Genomic DNA, 20,674 nt, shown 5'->3' with positions numbered 1-20,674 from the left:
AAAAAGTAAGTATATTACTTTTCAGTAAGTTCTTGTTACAAATATAGTTAACATTTAACTTCGTAGAAAAATAAACAAAATGAATACAAAAACAGTCGTTATTACCGGAGGAACAACAGGGATCGGATTTGCTTGTGCTCAGCATCTTTTAGCAAATGGATATGAAGTTGTTATTACTGGTAAATCAGAAAAAAATTTAAGTACTGCTTTAAAGAGATTGGATAATAAAGTAACAGGATTTATATCTGATACTTCAAATCTTAGCGATATTGACTATCTAGTAAAAAAAGTAAAAAATAAGTTTGGAAAGATTGACGGTTTGTTTATAAATGCAGGAATTTTTAAATCGGAAAGCCTTGAAAGTACATCCGAAGAGCTTTTTGACGAAACAATGAATGTCAATTTTAAAGGCGCCTTTTTTACGGTTCAGAAATTTATTCCTATTATGAATAATCCTTCAAGTATCGTTTTAACATCATCAGTAGTTGTATTTAAGGCATTTTCTAATACAAGTGTTTATACAGCCAGTAAAGCTGCTCTAGAAAGTGTTGCTAAAGTTTTCAATATTGAACTAGCCTCAAAAGGGATTCGTGTCAATATCTTAGCCCCAGGAGTGACAGAAAGTGATATTCAGCAAAAATCCGGCATGAATGATGAAGAAATTAAAAACCTATTAAAACATTTTTCGGATACGTCTCCTATTGGAAGAATTTTAAATCCACAAGATATGGCTCCTATATTGGAATTTCTTATTTCGGACAAATCTCTTGTTCTAAGAAATGAAAAGATTATTGTTGATGCAGAAACCACTATGTAAAAGACCTGACAGATCAGTACGATAAAATAATACTGTGCAAAATTGGTGATCAAGTGCATCCTTATTACATTTTCTTAATTCCTTACTTAAATATTAATTACCTATTTTTGTACAAAACTCCTGATATGCCTTTAAAAGCTGTTCTCTTCGATATGGATGGTGTCATAGTAGACACTGAACCATTGCATAGAAAAGCCTATTTCAAAACATTTGAAGAACTGGAAATTGCAGTTTCTGAAGAACTGTATACCTCTTTTACCGGAGCTTCTACCAAAAGAGTTTCTGAAACACTGATCAGTGAATTTAATTTAGATCAGACTTACGAAACAATCGCAGGAATCAAAAGATCTCATTTCAAGGATTATTTTTACAATGACGATGAGTTTGACTTAATTCCGGGAGTGAGAAAACTGATCGAGCATTATCATGAGAATGGAATAAAACTAATCCTGGCTTCTTCTGCCACCATGACAACGATCAATATGGTTTTTGAGAAATTCGGATTGGAACAATATTTCAGCGGAAAAATCAGCGGGGCCGATTTAAAGGAATCAAAACCTCATCCTGAAGTTTTTCTCCTGGCTGCAGAAATGGCTGGGGAACCTGTTGAAAACTGTATGGTGATTGAAGATTCTACCAATGGAATTCTTGCTGCACACCGTGCTAAAATTTTCTGTGCGGCATACAGAAGCCCGCATTCAAAAAACCAGGATTATACTTTGGCAGACACGGTAGTTTCTGATTATGAAGAATTAGAACTGGATAAAGTTTCAAAATATTTTTAAATAAAAAGCTCTCAGAAAAATCTGAGAGCTTTTTATTGTATGTATTTAGTCATCTGAGCGAAGTGAAGATTCTTAACTTTACTTAATTCTTAATAAAAAACTTAATGGTTACATTTTTAAAACATTAAGATCCATTGAGTGATTACATTTATTAAGATGGGATTGCTTCGTCACGTTCGTTCCTCGCAATGACAGATTAAGGTCTATTTATACCCAAGAAGCTTCAATACATCTTCAGGTTCCTGTTTTTCACGGAAAATTTCGTACTGTAATTCACCGTTTTCATCTTTCTGAATCAGGACGTGTCTCGGCTGAGGCATCAGGCAATGGTGCACTCCACCGTAACCACCGATTGTTTCCTGGTAAGCTCCGGTATGGAAGAACCCGATATACAGAGGTTTTGTATCACTGAAAACCGGCAGATAAATTGCGTTCGTATGCTGTTCAGAATTGTAATAATCATCGGAATCACAAGTCAGTCCTCCTAAGAATACTCTTTCATAAGTATCTTCCCAACGGTTAAGAGGAAGCATGATAAAGTGTCTTGAAATAGCCCAGGTATCAGGAAGCGTGGTCATGAAAGAAGAATCAATCATATTCCACTTTTCTCTGTCGTTCTGACGTTTCTGAGAAATGATTTTATAAAGGTTCGCTCCACTTTCCCCTACGGTAAAGCTTCCGAACTCAGTATAGATATTAGGTTCCTCTACTCCTTCTTCTTCACAGAATTTCTTGATCTGGGAAACGATTTCTTCCACCATATACTGATAGTCATAATCGAAGTTCAAAGAAGTTTTGATCGGGAAACCTCCTCCGATGTTCAGTGAATCCACTTCCGGAGCGATTTTCTTCAGACGTGCGTATACACGAAGACATTTATACAATTCGTTCCAGTAATAGGCTGTATCCTTAATCCCTGTGTTGATAAAGAAATGAAGCATTTTCAGTCTTGCATTCGGATGTTCCGCAATTTTCTGGCTGTAATACGGAATAATATCTTTATATCCGATCCCTAATCTTGAAGTATAGAATTCGAACTTTGGTTCTTCCTCTGATGCAATTCTGATTCCGATATCAAAAGTAGAATCAATACTTTCTGTAAGCTTATCCAGCTCTCTGTAATTATCAAGAATCGGGGTAATATTTTCAAATCCGCTATTAATCATATCTGAGATTTTAGCCAGATAATCATCGGTTTTAAAACCATTACAGATCACTTCAATATTCTTATCTACCTTACCTTTTTCATAAAGAGATTTTACAATATCCATATCATAAGCAGACGATGTTTCTATGGAAATATCATTCTTCAGGGCTTCCTCCAATACGAAATTGAAATGACTGGATTTTGTACAGTAACAGTAGGTATAATTCTTTTTATATTCGGTTTTCTCAAAAGCTTCCTTAAACCAGCCTTTCGCTTTCTGAATATTTTGAGAAATTCTCGGCAGGTAGCTAATCTTTAGCGGGGTGCCAAATTGTTCAACAACATCCATCAAAGGAATATCGTGAAACAACAAATTGTTCTCAGAAACATTAAATTCCTCCGTAGGAAAATATAATGTCTGATCAATAAGTTCCGAGTACTTTATTTTCATTTCTAAACAAGTGAATTAAGAAATGCAAAATTGCTAAAAAAGTTTCATTTTTAGGTGTTAAAATTATTATAATTTTAAATTAACACCCAATATTGGATCTTAGAAAAATTTACTTCTGATAATCAATAGGTAAACTTCTGAATATATTCATTTCTTTTGGTATCTGAAATCCCCAATACCTGCTGAATATAAGCATCTGCAGAACCATACTTTTTATTGATCTCTTCAAAAGCAGCATCAAGGTATCTTTTTTCAACCCAGCTCAGTTTCTCCAGCACCTGTAAATCCATCTTCGGATAGAGGAAATGTAACCTGTTAGCAAGGCGGAGTCTTTTCTGAACAAGGTTTTTCCTGTAATTGTTGGATAAAAGATAATCGTTGTAAATAGTTTCTTTATCAAATTTCAGAATCGTGAGGATCAGCGCTGTAATAATCCCGGTTCTGTCTTTACCAGCAGTACAGTGGTAAAGAACAGGGTCTTTGGATTCCAGCACTTCGGTGATAATTGTTCTTATAGTTTCCGGGCTTTCTGTAACATACTCACGGTAAAAACCAATCATTCTTTTATCCGCATCAGAAGCGTTCACTTTACCTTTAAGGACCAATTTTTTCGCCTGGGCAAGCTGATCGCCTTCATCTTCAAACGCTGAATATTTCTTATATGTGTTTTCTGCAGGAATCTGATCAGGTTTCTGAGCGATTTCCTTTGAATTCCTGAGATCAATGATTTCTCTGATGCCCAGTTCATCAAAACGGTCAAAAGATTTCTTTTTAAGCTTATGAAGATGGGCACTCCTGTAAAACTTTCCTTCTTTTAATGTTCTTCCTTCCGTATTTTTGATATTGCCTACAGTCCGGAAATTGGTTACTTTCTTAAGGTGAATTACTTTTTCAGTTTCATTTTTTCCATATTCCGGAGTTTCAAAATGCTGTGTCTTGCATGAAACAATGCAGCATAATGAAATGGAGAAAACTGATATTTTGATTAGTTTATTCAATGGTTTTTAATAAGTTTTGGCTAAAGCCAGTAGATTCGTCTATTTTTATTAAACAGGCTAATGCCCGCTTCTATTAATAGGATAATATGCCAATAAAGACTCTTTTAATATTTAATAGATTGCAGGATATTCTATCTCCTTGATCCCTGCAAAAAATAAAACGTCTCCTGATTCATATTCTATGGAAATTTCATTTTCAACAGCGAAATTCCGGGTTCCAATTCTTGACGTAATGGATAAGTTTCCATTTTCCAATGGCCAGTTCAACCCTTTTGTGGTGATATTTTCCGCTGAAGGAAAGGGATATAGAGAGATCATTTTATTTTTCACTCCTTCTACCTTAAAGCTTTTAGGGATAAAATAATACACTAAATATTCATCATAAAACTTTAGATCCATATGTTCTTTGAAGGTATAAGCAACGGTAAGATTTCCAAGAAAATGATCCTGTTCACCTCCACTTCCTCCAAAAACATCAATCTCTGAAAAACCTTTTTCCTGAATAATTTCCAGAGCTTTATGAAAGTCTGTTTTGTCCTGATCTAATGTAAGAATAAATTTTTCTTCATACATATCTTCATCTGATCCGGAGTGCGAATCAAAATCACCGGATATAAAATCCAGTTTATCTAAAGGAAAGCCCATTCTTTTCAAATAATGGAAGGCCCCGTCTGTGCAGGCGATCAAACCATAATTTTCAGGATTGGGCAATGATTTTGGAGCATCTCCGTTGATGAAAAGTAATGCTTTATCTTTCATTCGGGTTCCAGTATTCTTCCGGTTCGTTGTTCAGTTTTGAAATATATCTTGCCAGCACGAAAAGATAATCTGAAAGCCTGTTTAAATATTTAATTAATTCAGGACGTACTTCCTCGGATTCATTTAAGAAAACTAATGAACGTTCTGCTCTTCTGCAAATTGTTCTTGCCGCATGTAAAAAAGTGGCGGGTTTTCCTCCTCCGGGAAGAATAAAATACTGAAGCGGTTCCAGCTTTTCATCGAAGGCATCCATCCATTGTTCCAGTTCTTCAATTTCTGTTTCTGAAATGATGATCGGAAGACGTGATTTTCCGTTGGCCAGCATCAGTTTATCTACTGGTGTAGCAGCTTCAGAACCTACTGTAAATAAATCAAACTGGATCTTTTTCAGTTGTCTCAGTACTTCTTCATCTTCAATATGGCTTTTTGCAATTCCGATAAATGAATTCAGCTCATCTATATTTCCATAGCTGTCTACTCTGGCACTGGCTTTGGAAACTCTCGTTCCGCCGTACAATGCAGTCTGACCTTTATCTCCTGTCTTTGTGTAAATTTTCATAGTACTAAAATACCTTTTTTTATACAATGTAAAAAGTAAAATGCAGTAATAGCTTCCTATTCTATCCGAAAAAATAAAACTGACATTAGAAATTAATGTCAGTTAATATTTGAATAGTTAGGTTTTATGTCTTTTGAGTTACTTTCTCTTTTAGATTAAAAAGTATAATTGACATTAAGCTGAAAAGTTGTTCCATTAAATCCGAACTGGTTTACCTCCCAGGGATACCTGAACCTTCCTCCAAGATCTGTTACCACATCTCCTTTGCTGTCTATTACATCCGGATAAATATTAAATAAATTATTTACAACTCCGGAAACTTTAAAATCATTCGTGATTTTATAGGTTAAAACTACATCTGTAACTACCTTACCGGAAAACGTCTGATCTTTGGCAGGATCAGTGGCGTGCTGCCAGGTAACAGAACCAAAGTAAGTATTATTAAGATTAAAATTAAACTTTGAAATATCATATGAAAGACTGAGGATAGTTTTTGTTTTTGGCCTTGCAGAAATAATTCTGGATTGCTCTTTTCTGTCAAAAAAGTTTTCTGAGTAACCATTTTGAGCCAAAATAGGTGGAACGGCGATATTATCTACTATTTTAGTTTCATTATAATTAAAAGCAGCAATAACTCCCAATCTTCCTTTTCCAATAGCAGAAGTATAATAATTGGCAACGAAATCTATCCCCTGAGTAACTGTATTTACAGCATTAGTAAAAAACTTCAGGGATGTTATTTTATTATTGTTCAATATGACTTCCACAGGGTTTGTTATATCCGGACTCCCCGGAGCGCCGGTTTTGTAACCGATATCTCCTGAGAAAAGCACCCGGTCTTTAATTTTTATTCTATAATAATCTGCTGTAATAGTAAGGTTTTTAAAAGGTTTTACTGCAAATCCTCCGGTAATGTTAAAGGCTTTCTCGGCATTTAATTTTGGTACGCCAAGATCAGATCTTACAATTTGAGAGTCATTGTTAAAAGTACCCTGATTAGCTACACTATTCCCTATAATTTTGGTCTGAACATTGGAATAATAAATCTGGTGTAATGAAGGTGCCCGGAATCCTGTAGAAACAGACCCACGGAAAACCAGTTTATCACCCAGGAACTTATATCTTGTATTTCCTTTCCAGGAAACATTATTTCCAAAATCACTGAAGTTTTCATATCTCACTGTTCCTCCAAGCAACAGGTTTTTCGTAACATCCCATTCAGCATTCACATAAGCTCCGATGTTCTGACGGTTTTTATTAACTTCATTTTGAGGCTGCAGCCCTGGAAATGATTCTGCACCACTTCCTGTATAAGATCCCTCTTCTCCTGCTTTCGCCTGATAGTTTTCATTACGCACTTCTGCTCCGGCACCTAAAACAAGCGCACCAAAATCCCGGCTGATATCTACGTTCCCTATAATATTACTGAACTGATGGCCACCTGCTTTAAAACGGGTTGGTGAATTGGGTCCCAAAGATACATTAATGGTATTTCCTACCACATAATCCACTGCATTAGAACCATATGTTGCACTCCCGTCAAAACTCCATTTTCCAAACATACCTTTCCATCCGGAGGTTAAATTATAATCATAAACATCTGTTTTAAATTCCGGTTGAAATCCATTGTAAGGCTGTCCTTTTGGAGTTAACAACCCAAAATCTGAAGTTACCCAATAAGGTGTTCTGTATAAACCGAAACTGGTCCCGTTTCTGTAAGTCGTACCACCAAACGCATAAAATTTACCCGTTTCACTAGTCGGTAATTCAAAATTTACAAACATATTGGCAACTCTTGTCTCAGGCTGTCCGATGATCATTCCTAAACCGGGATTAGCCTGCGTCCAGGCATTATCCACACCAAAAAGCTCATCTTTTGTAACAGAACCTGCACGGTTGGTCTTATTTTGGGATGAAAATCCTAGTGTAAGATTTAAGCTTCCGTTTTTTGCAACCCTGATTCCTGTGTTAAAATCTGCTCCGATATTAAAGCCGTCTCCTTTTGAAGTAATCCCTGAAAAAAGATTGACTGTGCTTTTTCCGACACTGTTTTTAAGAATAATATTGATTACACCTGCAATAGCATCTGAACCATATTGGGCAGATGCCCCGTCTCTTAATACTTCTACATTCTGTAAAGCTGCTGATGGAATACTTTTCAGATCTGTACCTACTTCACCTTTTCCTGGGGTATCATTTACATAAATGAGAGCACTTTGATTTTTTCTTTTATTATTGACTAACACTAATGTTCTGGATGGTCCTAATCCTCTTAAATCAGCAGGATCGAAATGAGCCGTTGCATCAGAAACAGTTTGTTGTGATGAATTGAAAGACGGAACAGCATAGGTTAAAGCCTTGTCAAAAGTAATCTGTCCCGTGGATTTTAATTGTACGGCAGAAATATTATCAATAGGAATTGCTGAGGTAATGATGGTTCTTGGCTTAGTTCTACCCGTGGTAACCACAACTTCATCTATTTTATTTTGCTTTATGCTGTCCTGAGCATATCCCATAGCACCAGCTCCGCTTAATACTAATGCATAGATTTTACCATTAAATAAATTCTTTTTCATGTGGATTATTAAATATTCAATAAATCTAATAAAAAAATTAATATTAATTACTAAAATAAAATATATGATAATAATTCTATTTCATATTTACTAAAATCATACCATTTCGTCAAAATAATAATTAATCCACAAAACATAAAGTGATTTATTAATAACATGAAAAAAAATAAATCAATATTATCTTATTTGTATAAAAAAATCAATTAGTTAACATTAGAAATAAATATGATTTTACTTGTTCTGATAGGTAATTTTCAACGGGTTGAGATTGCTACGCTTATGACTTGCAATGAATGGGAATAAAAATGGCCGGGAGAAACCGGCCATATCCAAATTATTTATTTACCTCTACGTATTGTATGATGGTCTGATTTTTTGGGTTGTAGATAATGGTACTGCTGTTGGGAAACCTTTTCAGCTTATAATACTGAATATTCTTATCTGATTTAATATCTTCAAGAATTTTGGCATCAAATGTATTGTCAGGAAGGAATTTTGACAGAAAACTTATTTTGTCTACAATACTTTGTCCGTCAATCTTACGGGCAGTTTTATCAGATTTACTTTCATCAGAAGTGGGCTGCGCTTCTAAAAACGGCAGTAAAACAGCAATATCCGCTTTATATTTAAAGATATAGCCTTCCGGCCTTCCCGGAATTTTAATCTTCTTTCCTTTCTCTTCAGAAACAATGGAAGCTCCTTTACCCGGAAAAACAGTATTAAACTTAACATCCTCGGAATTAATTAAAGAATTCACAGATTCATTGACTGTCTTTTTCACTGTTTCTTCTACGGCCTGCTGCGCTTTCTGCTGTACGGTTTCGGTTGTTTTCTGAACAGTCTGGTCTATTTTTTCCTCAATCTTATTGCATGATACTAATAAAAAAGTGGTGATAGCAGGCAAAATATACTTCTTCATAATTCTAATAATAGCGATTTCTTTTATTAATATCCTTTCTTCTAACGGAAAAGTAAGTCAGGATATTTTAGCAAAGAAAAAAATATTTTTTAAATCCCGGAAATCCTACTGACAAACTGTTGTCATTATCTCATCTTATCTTTGTATCAACAACAAACAAAAACAATAATATTATGACAACTACAGCCACAGCCACTAAGCAATTTATGACCACAGATCAGTTACTAAAAGACTGGCAGGGACACAGAAATCTTACAAGAAGAGTAATTGAAGCTTTTCCTGAAAAAGAATTATTTGAATTTTCTGTAGGAGGTATGAGACCTTTTGCCAAACTTGCCACAGAGATGATCAGTATTGCAGGTCCTGCTTTGAAAGGAATCATTGAAGGAAATATGGAAGGTTATAGTGAAGACGGCTTCAATCCTGCTTCTAAGGAAGAGCTGTTAAAAAAATGGGATGAAGAAACAGAAGTGATCAATCACTATTTCAATCAGATTTCTGAAGAACGTTTCCAGGAGGTATTTAACCTGTTCGGACAATATGAATTCCCGGTGTATGAAAATATCCTTTATTTCATTGACAATGAGATCCACCACCGCGGCCAGGGATATGTTTATCTAAGAGCTTTAGGTATTGAACCGCCATTCTTCTGGGAAAGATTCTAATAAAAGCCATTTCATTTATTGCCTCAATTAAGTCTTTAAACCTCAACAGGTATCTGTTGGGGTTTTATTGATGTCTTTCTGTCATTTTTCTCAGCAGTTCATTCAATCGTATGCGAAGACTTTCCGGTTCAAGAACAGTAGCATAATCTGCAAAAGTAATGAGCCAGCGAGGGAAACCGTCACTGATCCATTCTGTTTCAAAAGTGAGTTCCATCCCTTGTTCGGTTTCTACTTCTTCTATGAGTCCGTAATATTTTTTAGAATTCACCAGGTGAGACATTATTTTTTTATCTACCAGAAGTTTTGCCCTTTCTTTATTTCCATTGGATTTTTTACGGTAATCATTCACCTGACCGTATTCCTGTAGAAAAGGATTCTGTGTTTTTGAAATTTCAAGGATACGGTCTATACGAAACTGCCTGAAGTCTTTCCTCAAAGTACAGAACGCCATGATGTACCAGAAATTAAATTCAAAAAACATCCCGACGGTTTCAATCGTTCTGTGATTTACCCTCCCGTCTACCGTCTGATATTTTATAATCAGCTGTGTTTTCTCTGCGATACTTTCAAGAATAATAGGAATTACATTTTTCAGTGAGTCCCCGGAATCCGTATGAAAGCTGAAAACATCAATCTGCTTTTCTATATTTTTGATCAGATTTTTATCAGAATATTTCAATACCGACCGTACTTTCTCCATAGCGGCCTGATAATGATTACCCAGGCTTTGATGGGAAAATTTCTGCATCAGCTTTTCGGCAGTAATGAAACTTAAGACTTCTTCTTTGGTAAACATAATCGGAGGAAGCTTGTAACCGTCCATTAAAGAATATCCGTTGCCGGCCTCTCCGACAATAGGAATTCCCGCATTTTCCAGGGTTTTCACATCACGATAAATGGTTCGGATACTTACATCGAACTTTTCAGCCAGATCCTGTGCCCGCACAACAGGTTTCGACTGTAACTGGGTAAGAATAGCCGTTACCCGATCAAGTTTTTTAAGGTAGTGGTCGTTCATTATGTAACAAAGCTAAAATTCTTTTTTGAGGTATACTTATAAATATGACAGGTTTTTTATTAAATTTATTTTTTGCAAAAACAGATTCTTTCTTTATGCTTCATACTCATTTTGTTCAGTCTATTGAAAAAATTTTGAAACCGGAACAGGCAGTCATGGACGAACTTGTTTCTCATCTTGAAACTAAAACTTACAGGAAAGGAGATTTTCTGCTCAAAGCCGATGAAACCTGCAGATATTTCTATTTTATTGAAAAAGGATTGGTAAAGCTGTTTTTTGATAATGGTGATAAAGATTTCATTATGACATTTTTTGCAGAAAATGCGTTCTTCACTGAACTGAGTGGTTTTCTTACAGGGCAGCCGTCGAAATATATGATCGTAGCTCTGGAACCTACTGAAGTTCTGCGTGTGCATAGAGACGTTGTTGAAGGATTGTGTAAAAAGTATCACACAGCGGAAACACTTTTCAGCAAACTGTATTCAAAGGCTCCGGTCAATATGATGGGAAGGATCAGTGAAATGCTGGAAGATGACGGAAAAAAACGTTACCACAATTTTCTCAAACAAAGACCTGATCTTATCCGGCGCATCAGCCTTGGAGATCTTGCAGATTATATCGGCATTACTCAGGTTTCTTTGAGCAGGATCAGGGCACAGAAGTTTTAGAGGAAATGAAACTGGAGGCAGGAAGAGGGAAGTTATTGATGACCGGATATATATCGTCTACCTGATAGTAACTTCCAGCTTCTAACTTCTAGCTTCAAAAATCTTTCTTTTTAAAATTTATCATTTGTAAAAAAAATCAGGAAAATACAGTTCTACATTTGTCACATAATTAATCAAAAAACAAATATTATGTCACAAAGAATCAACGCATTTGCGGTAGGAAACAAAGCTGTAAATGCCCTTCACAACATGGGATTTCAGGTACAGAACTCTTCACTGGATAATTCATTTCTGGAGCTGATGTATTTCAGGGTTTCCCAAATGAACGGATGTGCTTTTTGCCTGGATATGCATTCCAAAGAATTAAGAGCGAAAGGAGAAACGGAACAGAGAATATTCCTGGTAAGTGCATGGAGAGAATGCCCGTTTTATACGGATAAAGAAAAAGCCGGATTATTATGGGCAGAAACTTTAACAGCTTTAAATGGTAAAGAAGTGAGCGATGAAATTTATACAAAAGTAAGTCATTACTTTTCCGAAACCGAAATGGTAGATCTAACCATGGCTGTCATTGCGATTAACAGCTACAACAGAATTAATATTGCCTTCGGAGCGGATGTAGGAGCCTATCAGGTTTCTGAAAAAGCTCAGTAAACAATTCTAAAAAAGTAAAAACTCAGCCTGGCCGCTGAGTTTTTTATTTAATTTTCTTTAAAAGTATTGACCAGTTTATCCAGATTCAGGCTGCGGGCGGAAGCATCAAAAATTTCACGGTAAGTACCTTCTTTATTGTAAAGCTCATCATGAGTCCCGTTCTCTACTACTCTTCCTTTTTTCATTACGTAAATGATATCAGAATCCAGGATCTGTGACAGGGAATGAGAAATAATGATCACTTCCTTCTTTTATCGCATCCAGAGAGTTTTTAATCTGCTCAGTGGCTATTGCATCCAGACTGGCTGTCGGTTCATCCAGAAAGATGATAGGAGGATTTTTAAGGAACAGTCTTGCAATGGCAATTCTCTGCTGCTGCCCCCCGGAAAGCTGCGTTGCATCATGCTGATACTTCTCGGGAAGATCCATAATCTGCTCATGCAGATAAGCTTTTTTTGCGGCTTCCTGAATTTCTTCAAAACTTGCATTCATATCTCCATACCTGATATTATCTTCAATACTTCCCTGGAAAATGTGATTTTTCTGAAGAACAAGCCCCAGGTCACTTCTCAGGAAAGTATTGTCATACTCATTAAGGTTTACTCCATCCAAAAGAATTTCTCCGGAATCGGGAAGGTAAAATTTGCACAAAAGATTGATAACTGTTGATTTTCCTGCGCCACTCAACCCTACCAAAGCTGTTGTTTTCCCGTTTTCAATTTTCATGGAAACATTATGTAAAGCCTTTGTACCGTTGGGATAGGTAAAATCAACATTCTTCAGTTCAAAAGTTCCTTTGATTTCTCTTTCTACAAAATTTCCATTCGGTTCAGCTTCGTCATCAGCATTTAAAATATCGAAATAACCTTCGGCATAAATCATGGCATCATTCATATCATCATAAATCCTGTGCAGCTGGCGGATGGGTGCCGAAACATTGTTAAAAAGCATGATATGAAGCATAATAGCACCAATAGTCATTTGCTGATCAAGAACCAGATAAACGGTTAAAAGAATGATCAAAACCACCCCGAACTGCTCAATAAAGGTTTTCAACCCATCATAAATAAAGTTGGTTCTTCTTGTCACCATCTGGCTTTCCATGAGCTCCATCTGAAGATCATATTGTTTCTTCCCTTCAAATTTTTCTCGGACAAAACTTTTAATCACCATAATCGAATTGATCAGGTTCAGAAGTCCTGACGTTTTTCTTTCTCTTTGATTTCTAAGCTGACGACGGACTCCGCTCAGTTTTTTGGCCTGAAGAGAACTGATGTAGAAATAAATAGGAACAATAATAGTGGAAACAAGCCCCACATAGACATTCTGCATATACATAATAATCAGTGCTATGATTGCATTGGAAAACAATGGTAGAATATCAATGAAAAAATTCTGTACCAGTCTTGTCAGGCTTTCTATTCCACGGTCTATCCTGATCTGCAACTTTCCGGACTCGTGGTTTTCGTCGTTAAAATAGGCAACTCTGTAGGTCAGGATTTTATCAATTGCTGATTGCGCCAATACAGAACTGACATTGATCCTGATCTTTTCCCCATAAAATTTCTGCCCGAAATTGATAAAAATATTCAAAAGTTCCTTTCCCAATAAAATAACGGAAATAATGATCAGAATATGAATTCCTTCTGACATCGGGTGTGGAAGATGAGTAAGCTTGGTGACCTCATCTACCGTGTATTTCAAAACAATCGGGTTGACCTGTGCTGCCAGAGCGCCGAGGAAAGTAAGAAACAGGGTTCCGTAGATCATTAATCGGTAAGGTCTGATGAACGGGACAAGCTGCTTATAAATTCCGAATAAGGTTACGGTTCTGTTAAAAGGTTTAGCCATAGAAATCATTTTAAATGAAAAACGTACCGCTTTCAAAAGAAAAAGGTACGTTTTATTATCATGTTCAGCAAATAAATGCTTTATATTTTATCCTTCATACATATAAGTCGTAAGATAATGCAGTTCTTTTCTGCTGGCTTCTTTAGACTCTGCTTCCGCCTGTTCCAGAGAATATTGGCTGTTGATTTCTTTTTTCTGGAAAACAAAGGAGTTGTTGGCATTCTTATCTACAATATCATTAAAGATATGTTCAATTTCAGAGTTGGCTAATGAAGCAAAACTGATATCCTCGAAGCCATACATGAGCCTCAGATCATCAAACTGTTTGAAATTTTCATCTACAAATCCCTGCAGCTGTGCTTTTGAATCAAAGTTTCCTGCCCAGATGTTATAGGCATATTTTTTCTTTTTAGGCTTATCTAAAATACTCTGATACACGAAGTTTTCACCCAGATAAGCTTCTCTTACCTGCGGGTCATTCGCAAGGTCTTCAGGAAGTCCTTCTTTAAGGATCTTTCCTTCAAACATAATGTACGTCTTATTGGTAATTGCCAGGGTCTGCTGTACGTTGTGATCGGTAATCAGGATTCCGATGTTTTTATCAACAAGACTTCTTACAATTTTCTGGATATCTTCAACGGCAATAGGGTCTACCCCCGCAAAAGGCTCATCCAGAAGGATAAAGTTCGGACTTGTAGCAAGGCAGCGTGCAATTTCTGTTCTACGTCTTTCTCCTCCGGAAAGAAGATCTCCCCTGTTTTTACGAACATGCTGCAAAGAGAATTCTTCTATCAGCTCATCACATTTGATCTGCTGCTCACGCTTTGAAAGCTTGGTCAGCTGCAATACTCCCATAATGTTTTCCTCCACAGAAAGCTTTCTGAAAACTGAAGCTTCCTGAGCAAGATACCCGATTCCCTTTTGAGCTCTTCGGTACATGGCATCCGTAGTGATCTCCTGTTTATCCAGGAAAATCTTTCCTGAAGTGGGCTTAACCAACCCTACGATCATATAAAACGATGTGGTTTTTCCTGCTCCGTTAGGACCCAGCAAACCAACAATTTCTCCCTGTTGAACCTGTACAGAAACTCCTTTTACAACTTTTTTAGGACCGTATTCCTTGATTAAGTTTTCTCCTCGTAAAATCATAGGGCAAATATATCAAAAATATAAACTCGCAGATAGGCGAAAAAGCAAAAAGGCTAAAAGGCAAATAGCAGAAGGGGAATTAAGTGAATTTGCAATTTCGGCTTTCCACTCTTTTGCTTTCTGTAACTTTTTATCATTTTAAACTACTTATTGTAAAACAGATCAATCAATTACAAAATACTAAGCAATGGAAAATTACGGTTACACAAAAACAGAAAATGTACAGAACCAGCAAAGCGGTGTCCCTTACCGTTCAGAAAAGAAAATCCCTGCTGCTCTGTTGGGAATTCTTGTAGGCTGGCTGGCTTTAAATAAATTTTATCTGGGCTACAAGAAAGAAGCTATTATTCAGCTGGTCCTTAATATTGTCACTTTTGGAGCAGCCTCTGTTATCCCTTTTATTGAAGGTATTTTATATCTCTTTATGAGCGACAAACAATTTGATGACACGTATGTGTATGGCAAAAAAGGATGGTTATAAGAAATAATGAACTTAATAATAAAAAAGTCCGGCTGTTCTGATCAGAACAGCCGGACTTTTTATTTGAATGGATATCATCTTATTTGTTTAATAAGATCGCCGCTTCTTTTGCAAAATAGGTAAAGATCATGTCTGCCCCTGCTCTTTTGAAGCATGTTAAGCTTTCAATAATTGTTTTGTCATTATCCAGCCAGCCGTTTTGGGCAGCTGCCTTTACCATGGCATATTCACCACTTACATTGTATACTGCGATCGGAAGATCAATGGCTTCACGCACTTTGGAAACAATGTCCAGATAAGGCAGTCCCGGCTTGATCATGATAACATCCGCTCCTTCGTCTATATCTTTAAATACCTCATTCAATGCTTCACGGGTATTGTGAAAATCCATCTGATAGGTTTTTTTATCTTTCGGAATTTCCATGTTGTCTTTCGGGGCACTGTCTAAAGCACTTCTGAAAGGCCCATAGAAAGAGCTTGCATATTTGGCAGCATAGCTTACAATTCCTACGTCTGTAAATCCGCTTTCTTCCAATGCTTCACGGATGACCTGTACCCTTCCATCCATCATATCACTTGGTGCCACAAGGTCTGCTCCTGCTTCTGCATGAGATACTGACATTCTTGCCAGAGCGTCATTGGTTGCATCATTCAGAACTTTTCCGTTCTCAATGATTCCGTCATGTCCGTATATTGAGTAAGGATCCAAAGCTACATCAGGCATTACAATCATTCCCGGAACGGCATCTTTGATAGCCTTGATTGTGTTCTGCATCAATCCGTTTTTGTTCCATGCTTCTTTTCCTGTATTGTCTTTCAGATGTTCTGACACTTTCATGTACAGATTGACAGCTTTTACTCCCAAAGAAAATAATTCCTTACATTCCTTCACTGTTAAATCTATACTCCGCCTGAAAATTCCCGGCATAGACGGGATTACCTCCTGCTTGTTTTCGCCCTCCATTACGAAGATCGGCATTACAAAATCATCAGTTGTAAGCACATTTTCTCTTACCAGACTTCTGATAGATTCATTAACTCTAAGTCTTCTATTTCTTGAATGTATCATTTTGGAATACTTTTTGAATAAGTTTCTACAAATTTAATATAAGTTCTGCAAAAAACTATTGTATGAAATTGCAGAATGTATTACATTTGTTATATATATTCGAGAAATTATAAATTTGATGAAAAAACTTTTACTTTTATTTCTATTTGTAGGCACTTTTGTTGGATTTTCCAACAATTTTAAAGCTCAGCTTAGAGAGCCGGGTTCCATCACTCAAAAGGCGGATGATGGTGTATTACTTGCCTATCCAAATCCTGCAAAGGATTTCCTTATTATTAAGGCAAAAGATTCTTCTTTAAGGATCAAAAGTGTGACTTTCTATTCAATTTTGGGTATGCAGGTTGCCAATTATACTGTGAACATGAATTCCGGAGAGATCAATATTGAAAAATTGAAGCCCGGAAAGTATATGATCCGTTATATTTTAAGTGACAACACGCAGAAAGTTACTCAAATCGTGAAACAATAAATTAAAATCCTGATAATCATCAGGATTTTTTCTTTTACATTAATTCTGTTTTAATATTTCCGTAACTTTCGGAACTTTTTTATACTAATTGTAAAAAGAACAATTTAATGCTAAAAGCTGAACATATTAAAAAGACCTATAATGCCGGAAAAAAGGTCGCCCTGGATGATTTCAGCATCCATGTTCCAAAAGCCAGTATTTATGGTCTTTTAGGTCCTAACGGAGCCGGAAAAACTTCTTTTATACGTATCATCAACCAAATTACCCAGGCAGATTCAGGAGATATTTTTATTAATGGACAGAAACTGAACCCAAGCCATATTAAAGACATTGGCTACATGCCTGAAGAAAGAGGGCTGTATAAAAACATGACGGTTGGTGATCAGATCCTTTATTTCGGAGAACTGAAAGGCATGACCAAAAGTTATGCTTTGAATGAAGCCAAAAAATGGTTTGAAAAACTGAATATTGATCAATGGTGGAAGAAAAAGCTTTCTGAACTTTCTAAAGGGATGGCACAAAAAATTCAGTTTGTAGTTACGGTTCTTCACAGACCCCATCTTTTGATTCTTGATGAGCCTTTTTCAGGCTTTGATCCGGTAAATGCCAATTTAATCAAAGATCAGATCATTGATCTTAAAAATAACGGAACAACCATTATTCTTTCTACCCACAGAATGGAAAGTGTGGAGGAAATGTGTGATTATGTGGCTTTGATTAACAATTCGAAGAAAATCATTGACGGAAGGGTTTTTGATGTAAGAGAAAAATTCAAGAAAAATATCTTCGGAATTACGCTTTCTGAAATCAATAACGATCAGTTTGAAAATTTCAGAAACAAATATGAGATTTTCAATGTATCCAATGAAAACAATCTTGTTTCCTTTGACCTTAAAAATGAAGAAAGCCAGAATAGTATTCTCCTTGACCTTGTACAGGTAGGTAAAGTAAGATCATTCGACGAAAGAATCCCAAGTATGAATGAAGTGTTTATTAATGCTGTAAGTAACCATTCTTAATTTTTATGAATAATATTTTTTTAATTACCAAAAGAGAATTTCTGACACAGGTTAAGAAAAAATCTTTCATTATATTGACCCTGCTTGCTCCTATCATGATCATTGCTTTCGGGGCTGTGATCGGATTAATGTTTAAGGCAAACGAGTCACATAGTATTATAGAAGTGGTTGACAAGAGCGGACTGTTTACCAACCAACTGAAATCCAATGACAAATTAAATTACGTTTTTGTTTCTGCAGCCGACGAAAAATCCAAGATTAACAATTTAAAAGGCAACGAATCTCTGGATGGCATCCTGATTCTCCCGGAACTGAAAAACCAGAATTTTGACGAGCTTGAAAATGATACCAGACTGATCATCAACAGCAAAATAGGATTTGATACGAAACAGAGAATTGTATCTGACATCAGCAATGTTGTCAGAAAAGAAAAAATCAAGCAGCTGGGTATCCAGGAAGTTCAATTGAATAATCTGGATAAAAGCTTTACCTTAAAAACCATCAATGTTACGGATAACAATAAAGAGGATTCGGATCTTGTCTTTGGCGTTAAATCCGGGCTGAGCATGGTGCTGATGTATGTTACTTTCATGTTCATCATTATTTATGGGGTAAGGGTAATGAGAAGTGTGCTTGAGGAAAAGAATAACCGTGTTGTGGAAATCATTATTTCTTCTGTAAAGCCTTTTGAACTGATGATGGGCAAGATTCTTGGGGTAACGATGGTTGCACTGACACAATTCGTGATTTGGATTACAATGTCAGTAATTGGTGCACTGGTATTAAATACAGGTTTTTCTCCTATTCAGAAAAATATTCCGGGAGGAAATGAAGAACTTGCAAGCAAACTGGATGTAGGACAGCTTGCTACCCAGATTTCTCATAGCTTACTGGAGCTGAACTTCCCGTTAATTATCTTTGTATTTATCGTTTTCTTCCTTTTAGGATATATCTTTTACAGCTCTATTTACGCAGCAATCGGTTCTGCGGTTGATAACGAAACAGAGACGCAGCAATTTACCTTATTTGCGATTTTACCTTTGACATTAGGAATGTACGGAAGTTTTTCCTTAATGAATAATCCTGATGGTCCGTTAGGTTTCTGGCTGTCAATTATTCCGTTTACTTCACCGGTGGCTATGATTGCCAGAATCCCGTTTGGAGTTCCTGTCTGGCAAATTGCATTATCTATTGTATTATTGCTGGCAACCACTATTTTTATGATCTTCCTGGCAGGAAAAATCTATCGTGTAGGTATTTTGATGTATGGAAATAAAGCTACTTTAAAAGAGCTTTGGAAGTGGATTAAAGGGTAATTATGCTAAATGGCGAAATCCTAAAATAGCGAAAAGGCTAAGAAAAATTATTTGATTGGCCGACAGATATATAAAATAAAAATCCCGGAAACTTCGTTTCCGGGATTTTTTTATTCTGAAATATTTCTATTTGAATATATAGCTTAAAGTAAGGGCAATTACCTGTTCTGATTTTTTCTTATCAGTACCTTTGGTTTCTTTAGCGAGACCAGGATAAGTATCTCCCAGACCTAAGTCATATTTTAAAGCGACCTCAAGTTGTCTTTTGTAGCTATATCCTACTCCCAGTCCTAGTCCCCAGTTAAAGCTATTCGCCTTTCCGTTTACGCCTGCCGGCTGGTTAGGATCGGTAACATCCGGGTCATAATAAGGTCTGCTTACAGGAACATCTTTAACGTTCTGACTTAGCAAAAAATTAAACCTTGGTCCTATCAGTCCAAAGAATTCTGATTCTGCTTCAGAAAAATATCCTTTAAAATAAAGAGGCACACTCAGGTAGTTATTTGCATATACTGCGTCATAACCGCTTACTCCTTTTGCATCTTTATCCTTTCCTGTTTCTCCTGCACCATAGTACTGAACTTCAGGTTGAATAAAGAACTGGTTAGCCTTTCCTACGGGAATCATTGCCAAAGCTCCAGCCTGGAAAGTGTATCTAGGCCCTGAAGGGTTATGGGCATTAGATACTCTGGAGTAGTTTAAACCTCCTGTAATACCAAATCTTGTGTTATTCCATTGCACTTGTGCAAAGGATAAAGCAGAAAGGGTCAAAGCTGAGGCTAATAAAAGTTTTTTCATATGCTGTGGTTTATGTTATCCTAAAATTTTTGCTACAGTAGCACCGATATCTGCAGGAGAATCTACAACGTTGATACCGTTTTCTCTCATGATTTCCATTTTTGCCTGAGCTGTATCTTCTGCACCTCCAACGATAGCACCTGCATGACCCATTGTTCTTCCTTTTGGAGCTGTTTGTCCAGCGATGAACCCTACAACCGGTTTAGTAGATCCGCTTGCTTTGTACCATCTTGCAGCTTCAGCCTCAAGACCTCCACCAATTTCACCAATCATTACAACAGCTTCGGTTTCAGGATCGTTGATAAATAGCTCTAATGCTTCTCTGGTAGTAGTTCCGATGATTGGGTCACCACCGATACCGATTGCAGTAGAAATACCGTAACCTGCTCTTACAACCTGATCAGCAGCTTCGTAAGTAAGAGTACCTGATTTTGAAACGATACCTACTTTTCCTTTTTTGAAAACGAAACCTGGCATAATACCAATTTTAGCTTCTTCAGAAGTAA

General features: G+C 36.5%; 18 protein-coding genes and 3 pseudogenes. 9 read left to right on the top strand and 12 right to left on the bottom strand.

Annotated features, from left to right (window positions below):
• Nucleotides 1-79 precede the first annotated feature (79 nt).
• A complete protein-coding gene (locus ACE3RB_RS08450) occupies nucleotides 80-817 on the top strand; it encodes an SDR family oxidoreductase (protein WP_374463827.1) in 738 nt (245 codons plus the stop codon).
• Between the two features lie 125 nt (nucleotides 818-942).
• A complete protein-coding gene (locus ACE3RB_RS08445) occupies nucleotides 943-1,602 on the top strand; it encodes an HAD family hydrolase (RefSeq protein WP_374463826.1) in 660 nt (219 codons plus the stop codon).
• Nucleotides 1,603-1,805: 203 nt separating this feature from the next.
• Here ACE3RB_RS08445 and ACE3RB_RS08440 read toward each other — a convergent pair whose 3' ends face one another.
• The 6 genes from ACE3RB_RS08440 to ACE3RB_RS08415 form a co-directional block, all read right to left on the bottom strand.
• Complete coding sequence (locus ACE3RB_RS08440) at nucleotides 1,806-3,200, bottom strand: decarboxylase (RefSeq protein ID WP_002977177.1); 1,395 nt, start codon at nucleotides 3,198-3,200, stop codon at nucleotides 1,806-1,808.
• A 122-nt stretch (nucleotides 3,201-3,322) separates the two neighbouring features.
• Nucleotides 3,323-4,198, bottom strand: a complete 876-nt coding sequence (locus tag ACE3RB_RS08435; RefSeq protein ID WP_374463825.1) for a tyrosine-protein phosphatase — start codon at nucleotides 4,196-4,198, stop codon at nucleotides 3,323-3,325.
• Between the two features lie 111 nt (nucleotides 4,199-4,309).
• Entirely contained in the window at nucleotides 4,310-4,957 is a 648-nt protein-coding gene (locus ACE3RB_RS08430; protein ID WP_374463824.1) for a thiamine diphosphokinase, read from the bottom strand.
• Nucleotides 4,947-5,516 carry a cob(I)yrinic acid a,c-diamide adenosyltransferase gene (locus ACE3RB_RS08425; RefSeq protein ID WP_041461407.1) on the bottom strand — a complete coding sequence of 190 codons (570 nt, stop codon included), beginning with the start codon at nucleotides 5,514-5,516 and terminating at the stop codon, nucleotides 4,947-4,949. The genes ACE3RB_RS08430 and ACE3RB_RS08425 overlap by 11 nt, the downstream gene beginning before the upstream one ends.
• 155 nt (nucleotides 5,517-5,671) lie before the next feature.
• Complete coding sequence (locus tag ACE3RB_RS08420; protein WP_374463823.1) at nucleotides 5,672-8,092, bottom strand: TonB-dependent receptor plug domain-containing protein; 2,421 nt, start codon at nucleotides 8,090-8,092, stop codon at nucleotides 5,672-5,674.
• Between the two features lie 334 nt (nucleotides 8,093-8,426).
• Nucleotides 8,427-9,011, bottom strand: a complete 585-nt coding sequence (locus ACE3RB_RS08415) for a hypothetical protein (protein WP_374463822.1) — start codon at nucleotides 9,009-9,011, stop codon at nucleotides 8,427-8,429.
• 173 nt (nucleotides 9,012-9,184) lie between these two features.
• Here ACE3RB_RS08415 and ACE3RB_RS08410 point away from each other — a divergent pair, with 173 nt between their 5' ends.
• The gene (locus ACE3RB_RS08410) at nucleotides 9,185-9,676 is read left to right on the top strand and encodes a DinB family protein (RefSeq protein WP_374463821.1); all 492 of its coding nucleotides are present in this window, start codon (nucleotides 9,185-9,187) and stop codon (nucleotides 9,674-9,676) included.
• Between the two features lie 64 nt (nucleotides 9,677-9,740).
• Here the strand turns inward: ACE3RB_RS08410 and ACE3RB_RS08405 are convergent, their stop codons facing one another.
• Nucleotides 9,741-10,694 (bottom strand): helix-turn-helix transcriptional regulator, encoded by a 954-nt coding sequence (locus tag ACE3RB_RS08405; RefSeq protein ID WP_374463820.1) that lies wholly within the window; start codon nucleotides 10,692-10,694, stop codon nucleotides 9,741-9,743.
• Between the two features lie 95 nt (nucleotides 10,695-10,789).
• Here ACE3RB_RS08405 and ACE3RB_RS08400 point away from each other — a divergent pair, with 95 nt between their 5' ends.
• Nucleotides 10,790-11,362 carry a Crp/Fnr family transcriptional regulator gene (locus ACE3RB_RS08400; RefSeq protein ID WP_374463819.1) on the top strand — a complete coding sequence of 191 codons (573 nt, stop codon included), beginning with the start codon at nucleotides 10,790-10,792 and terminating at the stop codon, nucleotides 11,360-11,362.
• Between the two features lie 189 nt (nucleotides 11,363-11,551).
• The gene (locus tag ACE3RB_RS08395) at nucleotides 11,552-12,016 is read left to right on the top strand and encodes a carboxymuconolactone decarboxylase family protein (protein ID WP_374463818.1); all 465 of its coding nucleotides are present in this window, start codon (nucleotides 11,552-11,554) and stop codon (nucleotides 12,014-12,016) included.
• Between the two features lie 47 nt (nucleotides 12,017-12,063).
• Here the strand turns inward: ACE3RB_RS08395 and ACE3RB_RS08390 are convergent.
• Nucleotides 12,064-13,786, bottom strand: a pseudogene (locus ACE3RB_RS08390) (ABC transporter ATP-binding protein).
• 504 nt (nucleotides 13,787-14,290) lie between these two features.
• Nucleotides 14,291-15,016 (bottom strand): annotated as a pseudogene (gene lptB, locus ACE3RB_RS08385) (LPS export ABC transporter ATP-binding protein); the annotation flags it as partial.
• Nucleotides 15,017-15,203: 187 nt separating this feature from the next.
• Here lptB and ACE3RB_RS08380 point away from each other — a divergent pair.
• Nucleotides 15,204-15,497, top strand: coding sequence for a TM2 domain-containing protein (locus ACE3RB_RS08380; protein WP_374463817.1), 294 nt, complete (start codon nucleotides 15,204-15,206; stop codon nucleotides 15,495-15,497).
• Between the two features lie 79 nt (nucleotides 15,498-15,576).
• Here the strand turns inward: ACE3RB_RS08380 and hemB are convergent, their stop codons facing one another.
• Nucleotides 15,577-16,566, bottom strand: coding sequence for a porphobilinogen synthase (gene hemB / locus ACE3RB_RS08375; RefSeq protein WP_374463816.1), 990 nt, complete (start codon nucleotides 16,564-16,566; stop codon nucleotides 15,577-15,579).
• 118 nt (nucleotides 16,567-16,684) lie between these two features.
• On the opposite strand from hemB, the gene ACE3RB_RS08370 reads away from it, so the two are divergent.
• The 3 genes from ACE3RB_RS08370 (at nucleotide 16,685) to ACE3RB_RS08360 (ending at nucleotide 19,370) form a co-directional block, all read left to right on the top strand.
• The gene (locus ACE3RB_RS08370; protein ID WP_002977152.1) at nucleotides 16,685-17,035 is read left to right on the top strand and encodes a T9SS type A sorting domain-containing protein; all 351 of its coding nucleotides are present in this window, start codon (nucleotides 16,685-16,687) and stop codon (nucleotides 17,033-17,035) included.
• A gap of 107 nt (nucleotides 17,036-17,142) precedes the next feature.
• Nucleotides 17,143-18,054 carry an ABC transporter ATP-binding protein gene (locus ACE3RB_RS08365; RefSeq protein WP_374463815.1) on the top strand — a complete coding sequence of 304 codons (912 nt, stop codon included), beginning with the start codon at nucleotides 17,143-17,145 and terminating at the stop codon, nucleotides 18,052-18,054.
• A 5-nt stretch (nucleotides 18,055-18,059) separates the two neighbouring features.
• Nucleotides 18,060-19,370 (top strand): ABC transporter permease, encoded by a 1,311-nt coding sequence (locus ACE3RB_RS08360; RefSeq protein ID WP_374463814.1) that lies wholly within the window; start codon nucleotides 18,060-18,062, stop codon nucleotides 19,368-19,370.
• Between the two features lie 126 nt (nucleotides 19,371-19,496).
• Here the strand turns inward: ACE3RB_RS08360 and ACE3RB_RS08355 are convergent, their stop codons facing one another.
• Both ACE3RB_RS08355 and ACE3RB_RS08350 read right to left on the bottom strand, forming a co-directional pair.
• On the bottom strand, nucleotides 19,497-20,168 hold the full coding sequence (locus tag ACE3RB_RS08355) for a porin family protein (RefSeq protein ID WP_374463813.1): 672 nt from the start codon (nucleotides 20,166-20,168) through the stop codon (nucleotides 19,497-19,499).
• 15 nt (nucleotides 20,169-20,183) lie between these two features.
• A pseudogene (locus ACE3RB_RS08350) lies at nucleotides 20,184-20,674 on the bottom strand (succinate--CoA ligase subunit alpha); the annotation flags it as partial.

It is taken from the genome of Chryseobacterium sp., assembly GCF_041914225.1.
Lineage (GTDB): Bacteria > Bacteroidota > Bacteroidia > Flavobacteriales > Weeksellaceae > Chryseobacterium.
This window is presented reverse-complemented; position numbering and strand designations above follow the sequence as displayed.